The sequence below is a fragment of the Ralstonia sp. Ralssp110 genome (assembly GCF_047325135.1).
GTDB classification, from domain to species: domain Bacteria; phylum Pseudomonadota; class Gammaproteobacteria; order Burkholderiales; family Burkholderiaceae; genus Ralstonia; species Ralstonia mojiangensis.
The window spans coordinates 525,323-539,215 of sequence record NZ_CP168610.1; the positions used below are offsets into that span (position 1 = coordinate 525,323).

The window sequence follows — 13,893 nt, forward strand, 5'->3', positions numbered from 1 at the left end:
CTGCAATGCGACCGAAGCGTAGGGTGGGGGCCTGTCGCTCAAGTGACAGCCGCGGCAAGAATGCTGATGCCGCTATTCGGATTTCTTGAGCGGGTGGAATGTCGAAAAAGGCCCCGGGGGCGGTAGGCGTGCACCGGTGCAGTGCACCGCACACATGCCCCTACCGTGGATGAGGTGACGTCTATTGAACTTGCGGCGTCGATAGAAAGAATTATTCTGAAGAGACGGTCATTGCGACGCCGCACGCCAGTCCCGCCGACCCTTTGTGCAGACTGGCGTAGCGGGTTTGCGGCACCGCATTTGCGGGTGAAAAATAGCCCTCTGCCCCCACCTGTCAAGTCTAGGCAAATTCGATTGGGCCACTATACTTAGCGTCAATCCCGGAGTTGGGCACTAGATGTAGTGGTCGCTTTCCGGGATTCTTATTTCAGCGCCACGCGGGGGCGGGCGTACGGCAGGTCGAGCCGGCGCTTGGGGGCTGAGGAAAGGCAGGGGTCTTTTCCGTCTCATTTCTCCGCGTAGCGCAAGGATTCGCCCAGGGTGCTTCACCCCCGGCGCGCCAATAAAACGAACGGTTCAACAGGAGTCCACATGCAGACGGCCCAACCAGAAATCCACTCCGGCACCGCCAACCCCTCCCAATTTGCGCAAAGCACTGGCGGCACGGCCGCTGCCCCCAGCACTGGCTACGCGGACTACAAGATCATCCGCCGCAACGGCGCCGTGGTCAGCTTCGAGCCTTCGAAGATCGCCGTGGCCATGACCAAGGCCTTCCTCGCCGTGAATGGCGGGCAGGGTGCTGCTTCCGCGCGTGTGCGCGAGCTGGTCGACCAACAAACGCAGAACGTGGTGCGTGCACTGCTGCGCAGCCGCCCGAACGGCGGCACGTTCCATATCGAAGACGTGCAGGACCAGGTGGAACTGGCCCTGATGCGCTCGGGCGAGCACGACGTGGCCCGCGCCTACGTGCTGTACCGTGAGCGCCGCGCCCAGGAGCGCGCGCAAGCCGGCGAAACCCAGCAGCAACCGGCCTTCATCGGCCTGAACGTGACCGACGGCGGCATCACCCGCCCGCTGGACATGGCGGCGCTGCGCAACGTGATCGTCTCGGCCTGCGAAGGTCTGGGCGAAGCGGTGGACCCGGAGCCGATCCTCAAGGAAACGGTCAAGAACCTGTATGAAGGCGTGCCGATGACGCAGGTGTACGACTCGGCCATCCTGGCCTCGCGTACTCTGATCGAAAAGGACCCGGCGTACAGCCAGGTCACGGCGCGCATCCTGATGCACACGATCCGTCGCGAAATCCTCGGCGAAGAAGTCACGCAAGCCGAAATGGGCGCGCGTTACGTCGACTACTTCCCGCAGTTCATCAAGCGCGGCATCAACGCCGAGCTGCTCGACGACAAGCTGGCGCAGTTCGACCTGGCGCGCCTGGGCGCGGCGCTGGACGCCTCGCGCGACTTCCAGTTCAACTACCTCGGCCTGCAGACGCTGTACGACCGCTACTTCCTGCACATCAACGAAACCCGCATCGAGATGCCGCAGGCATTCTTCATGCGCGTGGCGATGGGCCTAGCGCTGAACGAAATCGACCGTGAAGCCCGCGCCATCGAGTTCTACCAGCTGCTGTCGTCGTTCGACTTCATGTCGAGCACGCCGACGCTGTTCAACTCGGGCACGCGCCGTTCGCAGCTCTCGTCGTGCTACCTGACCACCGTGTCGGATGATCTGGATGGCATTTACGAGGCACTGAAGGAAAACGCGCTGCTCTCCAAGTTTGCCGGCGGCCTGGGCAACGACTGGACCAACGTGCGTGCGCTCGGCTCGCACATCAAGGGCACGAACGGCAAGAGCCAAGGCGTGGTGCCGTTCCTGAAGGTGGTCAACGATACGGCCGTGGCCGTGAACCAGGGCGGCAAGCGTAAGGGCGCTGTCTGCGCGTACCTGGAAACGTGGCACCTGGACATCGAAGAATTCCTGGAACTGCGCAAGAACACCGGCGACGACCGCCGCCGCACGCACGACATGAACACGGCCAACTGGATTCCGGACCTGTTCATGAAGCGTGTGATGGAAGGTGGCGAGTGGACGCTGTTCTCGCCGTCCACCTGCCCGGACCTGCACGACAAGGTTGGCAAGGCATTCGAGCAGGCCTACCTGGCCTATGAAGACAAGGTCGCGCGCGGCGAGATCAAGCTCTTCAAGAAGATGCCGGCGCTGCAACTGTGGCGCAAGATGCTGGGCATGCTGTTCGAAACCGGCCACCCGTGGATCACGTTCAAGGATCCGTGCAACATCCGCAGCCCGCAGCAGCACGTGGGTGTGGTGCACAGCTCCAACCTGTGCACGGAAATCACGCTGAACACGAACGACAGCGAAATCGCCGTGTGCAACCTGGGTTCGGTCAACCTGGTCGCCCACCTGGTCAAGCAGGCGGACGGCAGCGTGGTGCTCGATCACGAGAAACTGAAGAAGACCGTGCGCACGGCCATGCGCATGCTCGACAACGTGATCGACATCAACTACTACGCGGTCAAGAAGGCACGTGATTCGAACCTGCGTCACCGTCCGGTCGGCATGGGCATCATGGGCTTCCAGGACGCGCTGCACGTGCTGCGTGTGCCGTACGCCAGCGATGCAGCGGTGCAGTTTGCCGATACCTCGATGGAAGCCGTGTGCTACTACGCCTACTGGGCGTCGACCGAGCTGGCCGAAGAGCGTGGCCGCTACAGCAGCTACAAGGGCTCGCTGTGGGATCGCGGCATCCTGCCGCAAGACTCGCTCAAGCTGCTGGCCGAAGAGCGTGGCGGCTACCTGGAAACCGACATGTCGTCGACGATGGACTGGGACAGCCTGCGCGGCCGCATCAAGCAGTTCGGCATGCGCAACTCGAACTGCGTGGCGATCGCCCCGACGGCAACGATCTCCAACATCATCGGCGTGTCGGCCTGTATCGAGCCGACGTACCAGAACCTGTACGTCAAGTCGAACCTGTCGGGCGAATTCACGGTGGTCAACGACTACCTGGTGCGCGACCTGAAGGCACGCGGCCTGTGGGACGAAGTGATGGTCGCCGACCTGAAGTACTTCGACGGCTCGCTGGCCCGCATCGACCGCATCCCGCAAGACCTGCGCGACCTGTATGCAACGGCCTTCGAGGTGGAGCCGACGTGGCTGGTGGAAGCGGCATCGCGCCGCCAGAAGTGGATCGACCAGGCGCAGTCGCTGAACATCTACATGGCCGGCGCGTCGGGCAAGAAGCTGGACGACACATACAAGCTGGCGTGGCTGCGTGGCCTGAAGACCACGTATTACCTGCGCACGATCGGCGCCACGCACGTCGAGAAGTCGACCGTGTCGCGCGGCACGCTCAATGCGGTGTCGTCGGGTAGCGATGTGGGTGGTGTGTCGGCTGCAGGCGCATCCGGCGTGACTTCGGCCGCACCGACCAGCGCACTGGACGCCGCTGCTGCCACTGCGCAGGCCATGCCGGAAGCTGAAGGCGCCGTGTGCACGATGCGCCCGGGCGACCCCGGTTTCGAGGAATGCGAAGCCTGCCAATAAGTCAAAACAGTGTCTGAGGTTGCTCCCGCGCAAGCGGGGGCGCCGTGACCTGAACGACACTGGACTCGCGCTCCGAAAGAGCGGGAGCGACGAGCAAAGAATTAGGAGAAACACATATGCTGAGCTGGGACGACGACGTCAAACCTGCCGCACAACCTTCGGCTGCACCGCAGCCGGTGTATCAACCGCAACCGCAACTGCAAACGGCCACCGCTGACCAGGGCGGCGTGCTGCCTCCGTCGGCCACGGCTGCTGCCGTTGGCACGGGCATTCTCGGCAATAACCCAAACGCCGCTGCCGCACAGAGCAACCGCCGTGTGAATGCCGCCGACAAGCGCGTCATCAATGGCGCGACCGACGTCAACCAGCTGGTGCCGTTCAAGTACAAGTGGGCCTGGGAAAAGTACCTCGCCGGTTGCGCGAACCACTGGATGCCGCAGGAAATCAACATGTCGCGCGACATCGCGACGTGGAAAGACCCGAACGGTTTGACCGAAGACGAGCGCCGCATCATCAAGCGCAACCTGGGCTTTTTCGTGACGGCCGACTCGCTGGCCGCCAACAACATCGTGCTGGGCACATACCGCCAGATCACCGCACCGGAATGCCGCCAGTACCTGCTGCGCCAGGCGTTTGAAGAGGCGATCCACACGCACGCGTATCAGTACATCGTTGAATCGCTGGGCCTGAACGAGGCCGAGATCTTCAACGCGTATCACGAAGTGCAGTCGATCCGCGACAAGGACGAGTTCCTGATCCCGTTCATCGACACGCTGACCGATCCGTCGTTCAAGACCGGCACGCCTGAGAACGACCAGAAGCTGCTGAAGTCGCTCATCGTCTTCGCCTGCATCATGGAAGGCCTGTTCTTCTACGTCGGCTTCACGCAGATCCTGGCGATGGGCCGCCAGAACAAGATGACCGGCGCTGCCGAGCAGTACCAGTACATCCTGCGTGACGAGTCGCTGCACTGCAATTTCGGTATCGACCTGATCAACCAGATCAAGCTGGAGAACCCGCACCTGTGGACGGCCGAGTTCAAGGCTGAGATCACGGAGCTGTTCAAGAAGGCTGTCGACCTAGAATACCGCTACGCAGAAGACACCATGCCGCGCGGCGTGCTGGGCCTGAACGCGCCGATGTTCAAGGGCTACCTGCGCTTCATCTGCAACCGTCGCTGCCAGCAGATCGGCCTGGACGCGCTGTTCCCGAACGAGGAAAACCCGTTCCCGTGGATGAGCGAGATGATCGACCTGAAGAAGGAGCGCAACTTCTTCGAGACGCGCGTGATCGAGTACCAGACCGGCGGCGCGCTGTCCTGGGAGTGATCTGAGCCACGGGCTCGACCCGCATCAACGCAAACAGGCGACGCACCACGCGTCGCCTGTTTGCATTTGGGGCGATCGATTTACGTGCGTGCGATTGCGCCGCACCTGTCAGGCGTGGCAGGCTGCGGCAACCACTGCACCCGGATTCCCGCCATGACGGTCGAAGCTTTCTTCTCGCAGACCTACGATGAAGCCCGCGGCAAGTTCCTCGCCGCTGCGCAGGCCCGGGGGCTCCGCATCGAGCGTCATCTGCATCCGGATGCGGTCGGGCCATCCGGCGAGCAGCTTTCCATCGACACCGCACTGCTTGCGCCCGCGCAGGCTGAAGCGCTGCTGATCGTCACCTCCGGCGTCCATGGCGTGGAGGGGTTCTGCGGCTCCGGTTGCCAGACCGGCTTGCTGCAAGACGACGAACTCTTCGCGAGGCTGGCCGCTGGCAAGGTCTCGCTGCTGCTGGTGCACGCGGTCAATCCGTATGGGTTTGCGCACCTGCGGCGCGTGAATGAAGACAACGTTGACCTGAACCGCAACAGTGTCGACTTCACCGAGGCCGCTTCCGCCAACCCTGCCTATCTGGACGTCGATCCGCTTTTGCTGCCGCGCACGTGGCCGCCCAGCCAGGCGGATCAGGCAGCGTTGCAGCACTACATGGTCACCCGCGGCGAGAAAGCCCTCCAAGACGCCGCAACGAGTGGCCAGTACCGCGTGCCGGACGGCATGTTCTACGGCGGCAGCGCGCCGTGCTGGAGCACGCTGCAGATGCGCGGGATCGTGTCGCGACATGCGGCCGGCATGTCCCGCCTGGTGTGGATCGACCTGCATACCGGGCTCGGCCACTACGGCCACGGTGAGAAGATTTTCAACAGCCCCGATCCAGCCGAACTGGAGCGCGCCATGCGCACCTGGGGCGCCGATGTCCGGCCGATTGCGGCAGCGGGTTCGGTCTCGTCAGTCGTCAAGGGCGATCTGGTGGGCGTCGCCTACGAACTGCTGCCCGGCGTCGAGAAGACCTGCGTGACGCTGGAGTTCGGCACGCTCGCACCGTTGGCGGTGCTGCAGGCGCTGCGCGCCGATCATTGGCTGCATCGCCATCCGGAGCAGGGCGCTGGGCAGCGCGCCGGCATCCGCCAGGCACTGCGTGATGCGTTTTATTGCGACGTGCCGGAATGGAAGGGGATGGTCTACGCGCAGACGCGCATGGCTGTATTGCAAGCCGTGGCGCGGTTTTCCGGCTAGCTTTGGACGGGCTTGGGCGCCCGCACCGTCAGCGCGCACCCCGCCGACGCGGCGATGATGGCCAGGATTGCAACCCACTGGCGCCCCGTCAGCTGTTCGTGCAGCACGATCGCCCCGGCCAGCGCGCCGATGGCCGGCTCCAGGCTCAGCAACACGGAAAACGTCTTGCCCGGCAGGTGTTTGAGCGCCACCATCTCGAGCGAATACGGGATCGCGCTGGACAGCAGGCCGATGCCCAGTCCCGCCAGAATGAGCGATGGCGCAAGCAGCGCCGACCCCGCCTGCGCCACGCCAAATGGAATCGCAAACAGCGCACCGACCAGCATGCCGATCGACGTCGCCTGGCCCGCATGCAGGCCACCGAGGTTCTTGCCCGTCAGGATGTAGAGCGCCCAGCACACGCCGGCGGCCAGTGCATACACCGCGCCCAGATGGTCAACCTGACCGACCGACTTGTCGGCCACCGTCAGCATCAGCAGGCCGACCACGGCCAGCCCGATCCACACGAAATCCAGCGCGCGGCGCGACAGCAGCACGGCCAGCACCAGCGGGCCCGTGAATTCGATGGCGATCGCAATGCCGATCGGCAACCGCTGCAGCGACAGGTAGAACAGCAGGTTCATACTCGCCAGCGTGACGCCGTACAGCGCGATGCGGCCGGCATCGGCGCGACTCAGGTGCAGGCGCCACGGCCGCCAGAACGCCAGCAGGATCACCGCGCCAATCGTCACGCGATACGTAACGGTGCCTGCAGCGCCCAGCACCGGAAACAGCGTCTTGGCGAACGAGTTGCCGAGGCAGACGGAGGCCATCGAACCCATCAGTGCAAGGATGGGCATCCAGGGGGAGGTCGTCGTCGTGGAAGCGTTGGAGGCGGAAGCAGCGGAAGACATGAGCGACAGCGGAGGGACGGCAGAAAGCGCGGCAGGGCAACGCCACAGCATAGCCGCGCGCCGCTGAGAAATCGTTGCGTTCTCGGCGGCGCGGGCGTCGCTTTTTATCGAATTGACGAACTTACAGGGCGGCAGCGCTGGGGCGGATCACGTCGATCAGCAACACGCGCTGGCCTTCGCGTTCGCCGTCGGGGCGCGGGGTCACACCGCGCTGCGGGCGCGGGGCGGCGAGCGGTGCCGGGTCTTCGGCGCTCATGCCAAAGACGGCCAGTTTGGATGCCGCGATGCGCTGCAGCGTGCCGCGCACACCTGGCACGTCGAGGTCTTCGGGATCGAAGCCGGTGGTGGCCGTCCAGTCGTCGCGGGCGATGTCCTGCAGGCCGTTGGCCATCTCGAACTGCAACGACGCGCCAAAGCCCTTCTGCAACGAGTGCGAGCCGAGCAGGTATTCCGCCGTCAGGAAGCCGCGCAGCCGCGTCCAGAACGCCAGCGAGCTGATATTCCCGCTCTTGAGCGCGTGGCTCGGGGCGACTTCCCAGCTGTGGTCCAGCAGCTTGTTGATGAGGCGGCCCCAGGTCGGCACGTCGGTGCCGGCGGAGCAATCTTCGCCGGGGCCTTCCGGGCGAGCGAGCTGGCGCAGCAGGCCGGTGAACGAACCGGAACTGGGCCGTGCGCCGCCAGCTTGCGCACCCGAGGGCCAGCGCCATTGCAGCGGCGAGGCCGGCCGTGCGCCAGGCCATTGCGCGTACTGCTGCAGGCCCGTGCAGGGCGTCAGGTAGCGCCACTGGCGCTGGTCGCGGCCAACGCGGCGTAGCGGGTCCAGCTCGGCCGACAGGTCGAACTTGCCCAGGAAGGTTGCGTTGCGCGACTTGATCGGCGAACGCGCATAGACGTTGAAGTCGGGCCAGCCTTCATACAGGTTGATCTGCGGCAGCGCGTGGTGCTTGTCGAGCGCATCGTCGGGCTGGTCGATGCGGCGGCTGGTGAGAAACAGTGCGCGGCAATCGAGCGTGGGCACCGCGCCGCGCAGGCGCAGCAGCACGAGCAGATCGCCGAATTCCGCCGGACGGGCTTCGGCGCGGGCCGGGTAGGCGTGCGGCTGCTCTTCGGGCCAGAAGGTGGTCAGGCGCAGGGCCGCACCCGGGAACGCACTTCGCAATCCTTGCCTGAGCAGGCGCAGGCCATCGGCGTGGCGCAGGATGCGCAGGACGGAAAGATCGTCGCGCAAGGCGGCGTCGGGGTGGGGCGCGCGGCCGCCGTGCTCTGCGGCCAGCGCAAAGCGCCACAGCGCGGTGTCGCTGGCCAGATCCTGTGCAGCGACATCGCGCACGGCACTGGAGCGGCCGCCGGACATCGGCTCATGGGCGTCGCCTGCAGTGTCTCCTGCTGCGGCATAGACGCTGGTGGTCGACCCGGCAATCGCGCCAAAAGGGCCCCTCAATGGCGGCCGGTTGCGCTCGGGCATGGCTATTCCAACTTTGTTTTGTCAACTCTCTGGCGCGCAGCATAGCACCATGCGACACACCAGAGAACGGCGCGGCGCCCCTCCCCTCGTTGGGGAATAGCGCATGAAATTTCGGCGATCAGACGGTGCGGAACGACGCCACCGCGTCGCGCAGCACCTGTGCCTGTTCTTCAAGCGACAGCGCAGTGGCCGCGGCCTGCTCGACCAGCGCGGCGTTCTGCTGCGTCACCTCGTCCATCTGGCTCACGGCTTGGTTCACCTGCTCGATGCCCGAGCTTTGCTCTTCGGAGGCCGAGCTGATCTCGCCCATGATGTCGGTCACGCGCTTGACGGCGATCACCACCTCGTCGATCACGCTGCCCGCCTCGGCCACCAGCGTGGTGCCGTTTTCTACGCGGCCAACCGAATCGCCGATGAGTTCCTTGATCTCCTTGGCCGCCCCAGCCGAGCTTTGCGCCAGGTTGCGCACCTCACCGGCCACCACGGCGAAGCCGCGGCCCTGTTCGCCTGCGCGCGCGGCCTCGACCGCGGCATTGAGCGCCAGGATGTTCGTCTGGAACGCGATGCCTTCGATCACGCCGATGATGTCGGCAATCTTCTTGCTGCTTTCGTTGATGCCCGCCATGGTGTCGATCACACGGCCGACCACCTCGCCGCCCTTGGCCGCGATGTCCGACGCGTTGACGGCCAGTGTGCTCGCCTGGCGCGCGTTGTCGGCGTTCTGACGCACGATGCTCGTCAGCTCTTCCATGCTCGACGCGGTTTCTTCCAGCGACGAAGCCTGCTCTTCCGTGCGCTGCGACAGATCGGCGTTGCCGGCTGCGATCTGCTTGGTGGCACTCGCGATCGAGTCCGCTGATGTCTTGATATGGCTGATGGTGCCGGTCAGTTGCTGCTGCATCTGCGCCATGGCGACCAGCATGCTGTCGCGGTCGTCGGTGCGGGTTTGCACGTGCACGGCCAGGTCGCCACCGGCAATGCGGCGTGCGACCTCGGTGGCGTAGCTGGGCTCACCGCCGAGCCCGCGCTGCACGTTGCGGATGATGAGCGACATGGCCAGCGACACCGCGCCGCCCACCAGCAGAATGACGATCAGGTTGGAGATGAGCGAATGGCGATACGCCGCATCCACTTCCTGCAGAAAAACGGCGCTGGAGATGTTCCAGTCCCAGGGCGCAAAGTGCTTCACGTAGCCGATCTTCGGCAATGCAGTCTCGCTGCCGGGCAAGCGGCCTTGGTATTCGGCAAAGCCGAAGCCCTTGTCTTTGGCGGCGTTGACGATGGTCGGGTAGACCGGTTTGCCGGTCGGGTCCTTGAAGCCTGCGGTGCTCTTGCCGACCATGTCGGCCAGCGTCGGATGCATCAGCAGGATGAACTGTGAATCGACCACGAACAGATAGCCGGTCGAGCCAAAGCGCATCGACGCGAGCGCCAACAGCGCGGCTTTCTTGGCATCGGCTTCGCTCATGGCGCGGGCTTGTGCGCGGCCGTGATACAGCTTGGCGATGCCTTCGGCGGCGTCCACCAGGTTTTGCAGCCCGACCTTGCGTTCGTCGAGCATGGTCGCGCGGGTCTCCATCGCGCTCCAGATGCCAACGCCAATCAGCCCCAGCCACATCAGGGCGAGCGCCAGGCGCAGCTTTGCTTTGAGTGTCCACTGTCGCATGTCGCGTTTTCTCCACTTATTGTTTGACGACTCCGCAACGGTGTAACGGCGAGGGAGTGGCCTTCTTTAGTGGATATACCGCGCGCGCAGTGTGCGGATTTCCGCAAAAAGAAGGCGCCGGCTTGCACCGGCGCCCGAAGAGACGGCGCCCACCCACAAGGAGGGGCACCGCCGCGCGTTGGGAGGTTTCGCTATCGGCGGTCGATCATTGCTCGCGAATCCAGGTCTGCGTACGGCCCAGCAGGCTGATGCCCAGGAAGCCGCGCACATTCAGTTTCTGACCGTCTTCCGACAGCGACATCTTGGCGCTGTAGACCTTGCCGTTTTCCGGGTCCAGGATCTGGCCGCCATCCCAGTTGTTGTTGCCGTTCGGCTTCAGGCCCGTCAGGATCGTCAGGCCCTTGATCGGCTGGTCCTTGCGGTCGTCCGTGCACTTGGTGCAGGTCTTGTTCTCGTCGCCAGGCACGAGGATCTTGCTGACCTTGCCCGAGAACGTGCCGCCGTTATCGACAATCGTCACTTCGCCTTTCTGTTTGCCCGTGTTGTCGTCGATGGTCTTCCAGGTGCCGGCGGGGCTGGCTTGCGCGAAAGCGCTGCCGGCTGCCAGTGCGAGGGCCAGTGCGCTAGCCAGGCGCGCGAGAGAGTGGGGGGTATGTTTCATCGTGGAGTCTCCTTGTTGTCAGTCAAAAGAATCGGTGAGGGCTGATCGATGATGTCGGCGCAGGGATCAATGCGCGCTCAACGCACCGGTCAGGGGTGACAGCGGATTGCTGCCGGAGGTGCCGGCGGCGTTCGTGACGCCACCCAGCGCATTCGTGATCGGGGCGAGCGGGTTGCCGCTACCGGCTGCGCCGCTCAGTGCGCTCGTGACCGGCGCCAGCGGATTGCTGCCGCCGCCGAGGCCGCCACCGAGCGCGCCCGTGATCGGTGCCAGCGGATTCGTCGAGCCGCCGCTACCGCCATTGACCAGGCCACCGGCGCTGGCCACCGTGCCCCCGACGGCGCCGACCACACCGCCCACGTCAGCCGTGAGCGGGTTGCCGCCAGCCGCGCCGACTTGTGCCCCAGCGCTCTGCAGACCGCCGCCAACCGTGTTGAGCGCACCGGCCAGCGGGCCACCGAGCATCGTTGTGCTGCCGACCGTCTGCGTGCCCTTCACCACCTGCGACGACAGCGGCACGATCGCGTTGCTGGTCTGCTGCGTGATCTGTTGCACCGGGCCACTCGACGTGCCAATCGTGACGAGCCCGCCAGCACCCTGCATCACCTGACCCAGTGCAGACACACCGCTGCCCACCGGCGACGTCACCGGATTCAGCGGCGCCAGCGGGCTGCCGGCGGCACCCAGATCCGAGACGGTCTGCCCAGCGTTGCCGACCGTCACCCCGGCGGAGCGGATCACGTCACCCGAGCTTTGCACCGTGGTGCCGACCGGGTCGGGCGTCGAGCCGATCTTGCCGAGCCCATTGCTGATGCCGCCGCCCAATGTTTGGACCGTATTGCCGGCAGACGTGACTGTCGCACCCAGATCCTTCTGCGCCGCCGTGCCGCCGATGACGGGCACCGACGCCGTGCCGATCGTCGTGCCAAGGTCGCTGACGGTCTTGCCCGTCTGCGTGACCACGTTGCCGCCACCTCCGGCCACGTTGCCGACCGGCACTGCACCTGGGTCGTTGTTGGCCGACGACGAGGGCGTCGTATCACCGTTCGGATTGCCACCCGAAGCGCAACCGGCCAGCGTCAGCACGGCCACAGCGGCCGCTGCCAACAGCGTGCGCGATGCCGCAACGGCGGACAACGAAGCGGAAGAAGAAGTGTGGAGCGGGTTCTGAATTTTCATGGTGAGTCTCCTTGTAAGCGCGGCCCGTACCGCGTGTCACCGCCGGGTCAGAAGAACGCGCATCTGGCGTCCAGCGGGTAGCATCCGCCTGCGTTTGCTGTCGAATGCAAAGAAAGTTCTACAGAGCAGTGGCTAGTGATGCACGCCGGATGTCACACCCGACAGCACACCGCCAACCAATCCGCCCAACGTTGTGCCGACGCTGCCCAATCCCCCCAGCGGACCGGTCGTGGCGGTACCGCTACTGCTGACCGCGCCAACCGAGCCGAGCGCACCCGCACCCGGCAATCCCGCCGTGAGCGAACCGACTGCCGTCGTGACCGGCGACAGCGCACCACCGAGTGCACCGGTCAGCGCACTGCCCGGCGTACCACTCGCGGCAGACGGCGCCGCTGGCGAGACCATCGTCGACAACCCGGTGGTGAGCGAACCGAGCGCACCGACCGTGTTGCCCAACGTCGACACCAGCGCATCACCCTTGCCGGCCGTCGTGATCGTGCGGCCCTCGCTGCCGAGCGCGCTGCCCAGCGTCGCCAGCACGTTGCTCACTGGTGCGCCCAGGCCCGTGGTGGCGCCCAGCGTTTGCGTGGCGGAAGTCAGCGTGCTGGTGAGCGGCACGATGGCGGTGATGGTGGTGGTCGTCACCTGCTCGACAGGGCCGGTCAGCGTCGCGATGGGCGTGCTGCCGGTCGATCCGGTGCTACCCGTTGCATTGCTGCTGTTGTCGTTCGACCACGTGGGCGAGGTCGATGCAGTGATCGCCGGCTTGGATTGCGAATCGCTACCGCCGCCCAGCGACGTACCCATGTCGCCGCTGCCCGAATTCGCGCAGCCCGCCAGCATGGCGAGCGATGCCGTCGCCAGCACGCACTGCAGGAACACTCCGCGCTTCGGCGGATTCGATTTCGACAAGAACGCTCGATCGCGCATCTTGTGCCTCCACTACTCAGAACAGAACGCTTGTGTTGGACCCCTTCTGTCTTGCGCTCTTTGCTCGTCGGGTTTGTCGTCGCCCGGCTGTGGGGTTGGCGACGACCTCCCTGTCTTGTCACGGGCCACGCGCTGGTCCGTGCCACACCGCGCGATCGATGTCGTGCTCATGTGGTGAGCGGATCGTGAAGTGAAACCGAATGGCATGACAATCAGCGCCAACCTGACACCCGGATATGCGGTTGCAGCAATTCGCGAACATGATTCCGAATAAAACGCCACGGCACGCCATTCTTCGGGCAACAACCCCGCAGCAAAATTGGCCTCTAGATTGCCGTAGAACAATCCTTCTATCGTCGTAAAACAGCGTCGTTTCAAACGCGATTGCGTGAAGTTTTCAGCGGTTGCTGAGCAGGGTTTTCCCGCGATCGACGCTCGGATGAGCGTCGTGCGGGCCGCGCTGTCGAGGCCATGCGCGCACGCAGTTCAGCATCGTCACGATCCGATGTCAGCGTCGCATGCATCGGCATCCATCCCGCGTGCGCGGATCGATGTCGCGCTCATGCACGCGTCGATGCTTCGGCCCATCGCAGCGACCTCGCGCATCGGATGCGCGGCACGCGATTTGCGGGTGCTGCACGCATGCAGTTGGTCTTCGCAATCGCATCGACATCGCGCGGTGCCGATCGAAGGTGAGCGCGATGTGTCAGCAGCGTCGATCTACATGCTCCGCACGTCGATATGCACGCGTCGATCGCACCGATCGCACGCGTATGGACGTGTTGAGTGCGAAAAATTCGCGCGCGTTGTCGCATCTACGCATCGTTTTTTTTCGACGCGCATCGCGCAGCTCGCACGTCGTCGCGCACGACGCTGCCGAATGCGCACGAGCCGCGTGCGCGCGTTCACGATGCATGCGTGAACAACATCGTGTGTTGCTGTAAACCAGCATGAACACTGGGTTTGCGGGA

Annotated in this window: 9 protein-coding genes; 3 read left to right on the forward strand and 6 right to left on the reverse strand. The window is 64.7% G+C overall.

The window, feature by feature from the left end; genetic code table 11:
* Positions 1 to 591: 591 nt before the first annotated feature.
* From ACEN9T_RS11165 to ACEN9T_RS11175, 3 genes are all read left to right on the forward strand, one after another.
* On the forward strand, positions 592 to 3,564 hold the full coding sequence (locus ACEN9T_RS11165) for a ribonucleoside-diphosphate reductase subunit alpha (protein WP_413707739.1): 2,973 nt from the start codon (positions 592 to 594) through the stop codon (positions 3,562 to 3,564).
* A 116-nt stretch (positions 3,565 to 3,680) separates the two neighbouring features.
* Positions 3,681 to 4,892: a ribonucleotide-diphosphate reductase subunit beta gene (locus tag ACEN9T_RS11170; RefSeq protein WP_045204795.1), complete on the forward strand. Its 1,212-nt coding sequence runs from the start codon at positions 3,681 to 3,683 to the stop codon at positions 4,890 to 4,892.
* A 153-nt stretch (positions 4,893 to 5,045) separates the two neighbouring features.
* A complete protein-coding gene (locus ACEN9T_RS11175; protein ID WP_413707740.1) occupies positions 5,046 to 6,128 on the forward strand; it encodes a M14 family metallopeptidase in 1,083 nt (360 codons plus the stop codon).
* Here ACEN9T_RS11175 and ACEN9T_RS11180 read toward each other — a convergent pair.
* From ACEN9T_RS11180 to ACEN9T_RS11205, 6 genes are all read right to left on the reverse strand, one after another.
* Entirely contained in the window at positions 6,125 to 7,021 is an 897-nt protein-coding gene (locus ACEN9T_RS11180) for an EamA family transporter (RefSeq protein ID WP_175537138.1), read from the reverse strand. The genes ACEN9T_RS11175 and ACEN9T_RS11180 overlap by 4 nt on opposite strands.
* A 121-nt stretch (positions 7,022 to 7,142) precedes the next feature.
* Positions 7,143 to 8,486 (reverse strand): peroxidase, encoded by a 1,344-nt coding sequence (locus ACEN9T_RS11185; protein WP_092972392.1) that lies wholly within the window; start codon positions 8,484 to 8,486, stop codon positions 7,143 to 7,145.
* A gap of 118 nt (positions 8,487 to 8,604) precedes the next feature.
* The gene (locus ACEN9T_RS11190; protein ID WP_413707741.1) at positions 8,605 to 10,152 is read right to left on the reverse strand and encodes a methyl-accepting chemotaxis protein; all 1,548 of its coding nucleotides are present in this window, start codon (positions 10,150 to 10,152) and stop codon (positions 8,605 to 8,607) included.
* Between the two features lie 205 nt (positions 10,153 to 10,357).
* Positions 10,358 to 10,813 (reverse strand): DUF2147 domain-containing protein, encoded by a 456-nt coding sequence (locus tag ACEN9T_RS11195; protein WP_092972394.1) that lies wholly within the window; start codon positions 10,811 to 10,813, stop codon positions 10,358 to 10,360.
* A 66-nt stretch (positions 10,814 to 10,879) separates the two neighbouring features.
* Positions 10,880 to 11,992 (reverse strand): collagen-like triple helix repeat-containing protein, encoded by a 1,113-nt coding sequence (locus tag ACEN9T_RS11200; RefSeq protein WP_092972395.1) that lies wholly within the window; start codon positions 11,990 to 11,992, stop codon positions 10,880 to 10,882.
* Between the two features lie 132 nt (positions 11,993 to 12,124).
* Positions 12,125 to 12,922: a collagen-like triple helix repeat-containing protein gene (locus tag ACEN9T_RS11205; protein ID WP_413707742.1), complete on the reverse strand. Its 798-nt coding sequence runs from the start codon at positions 12,920 to 12,922 to the stop codon at positions 12,125 to 12,127.
* Positions 12,923 to 13,893: the final 971 nt, after the last annotated feature.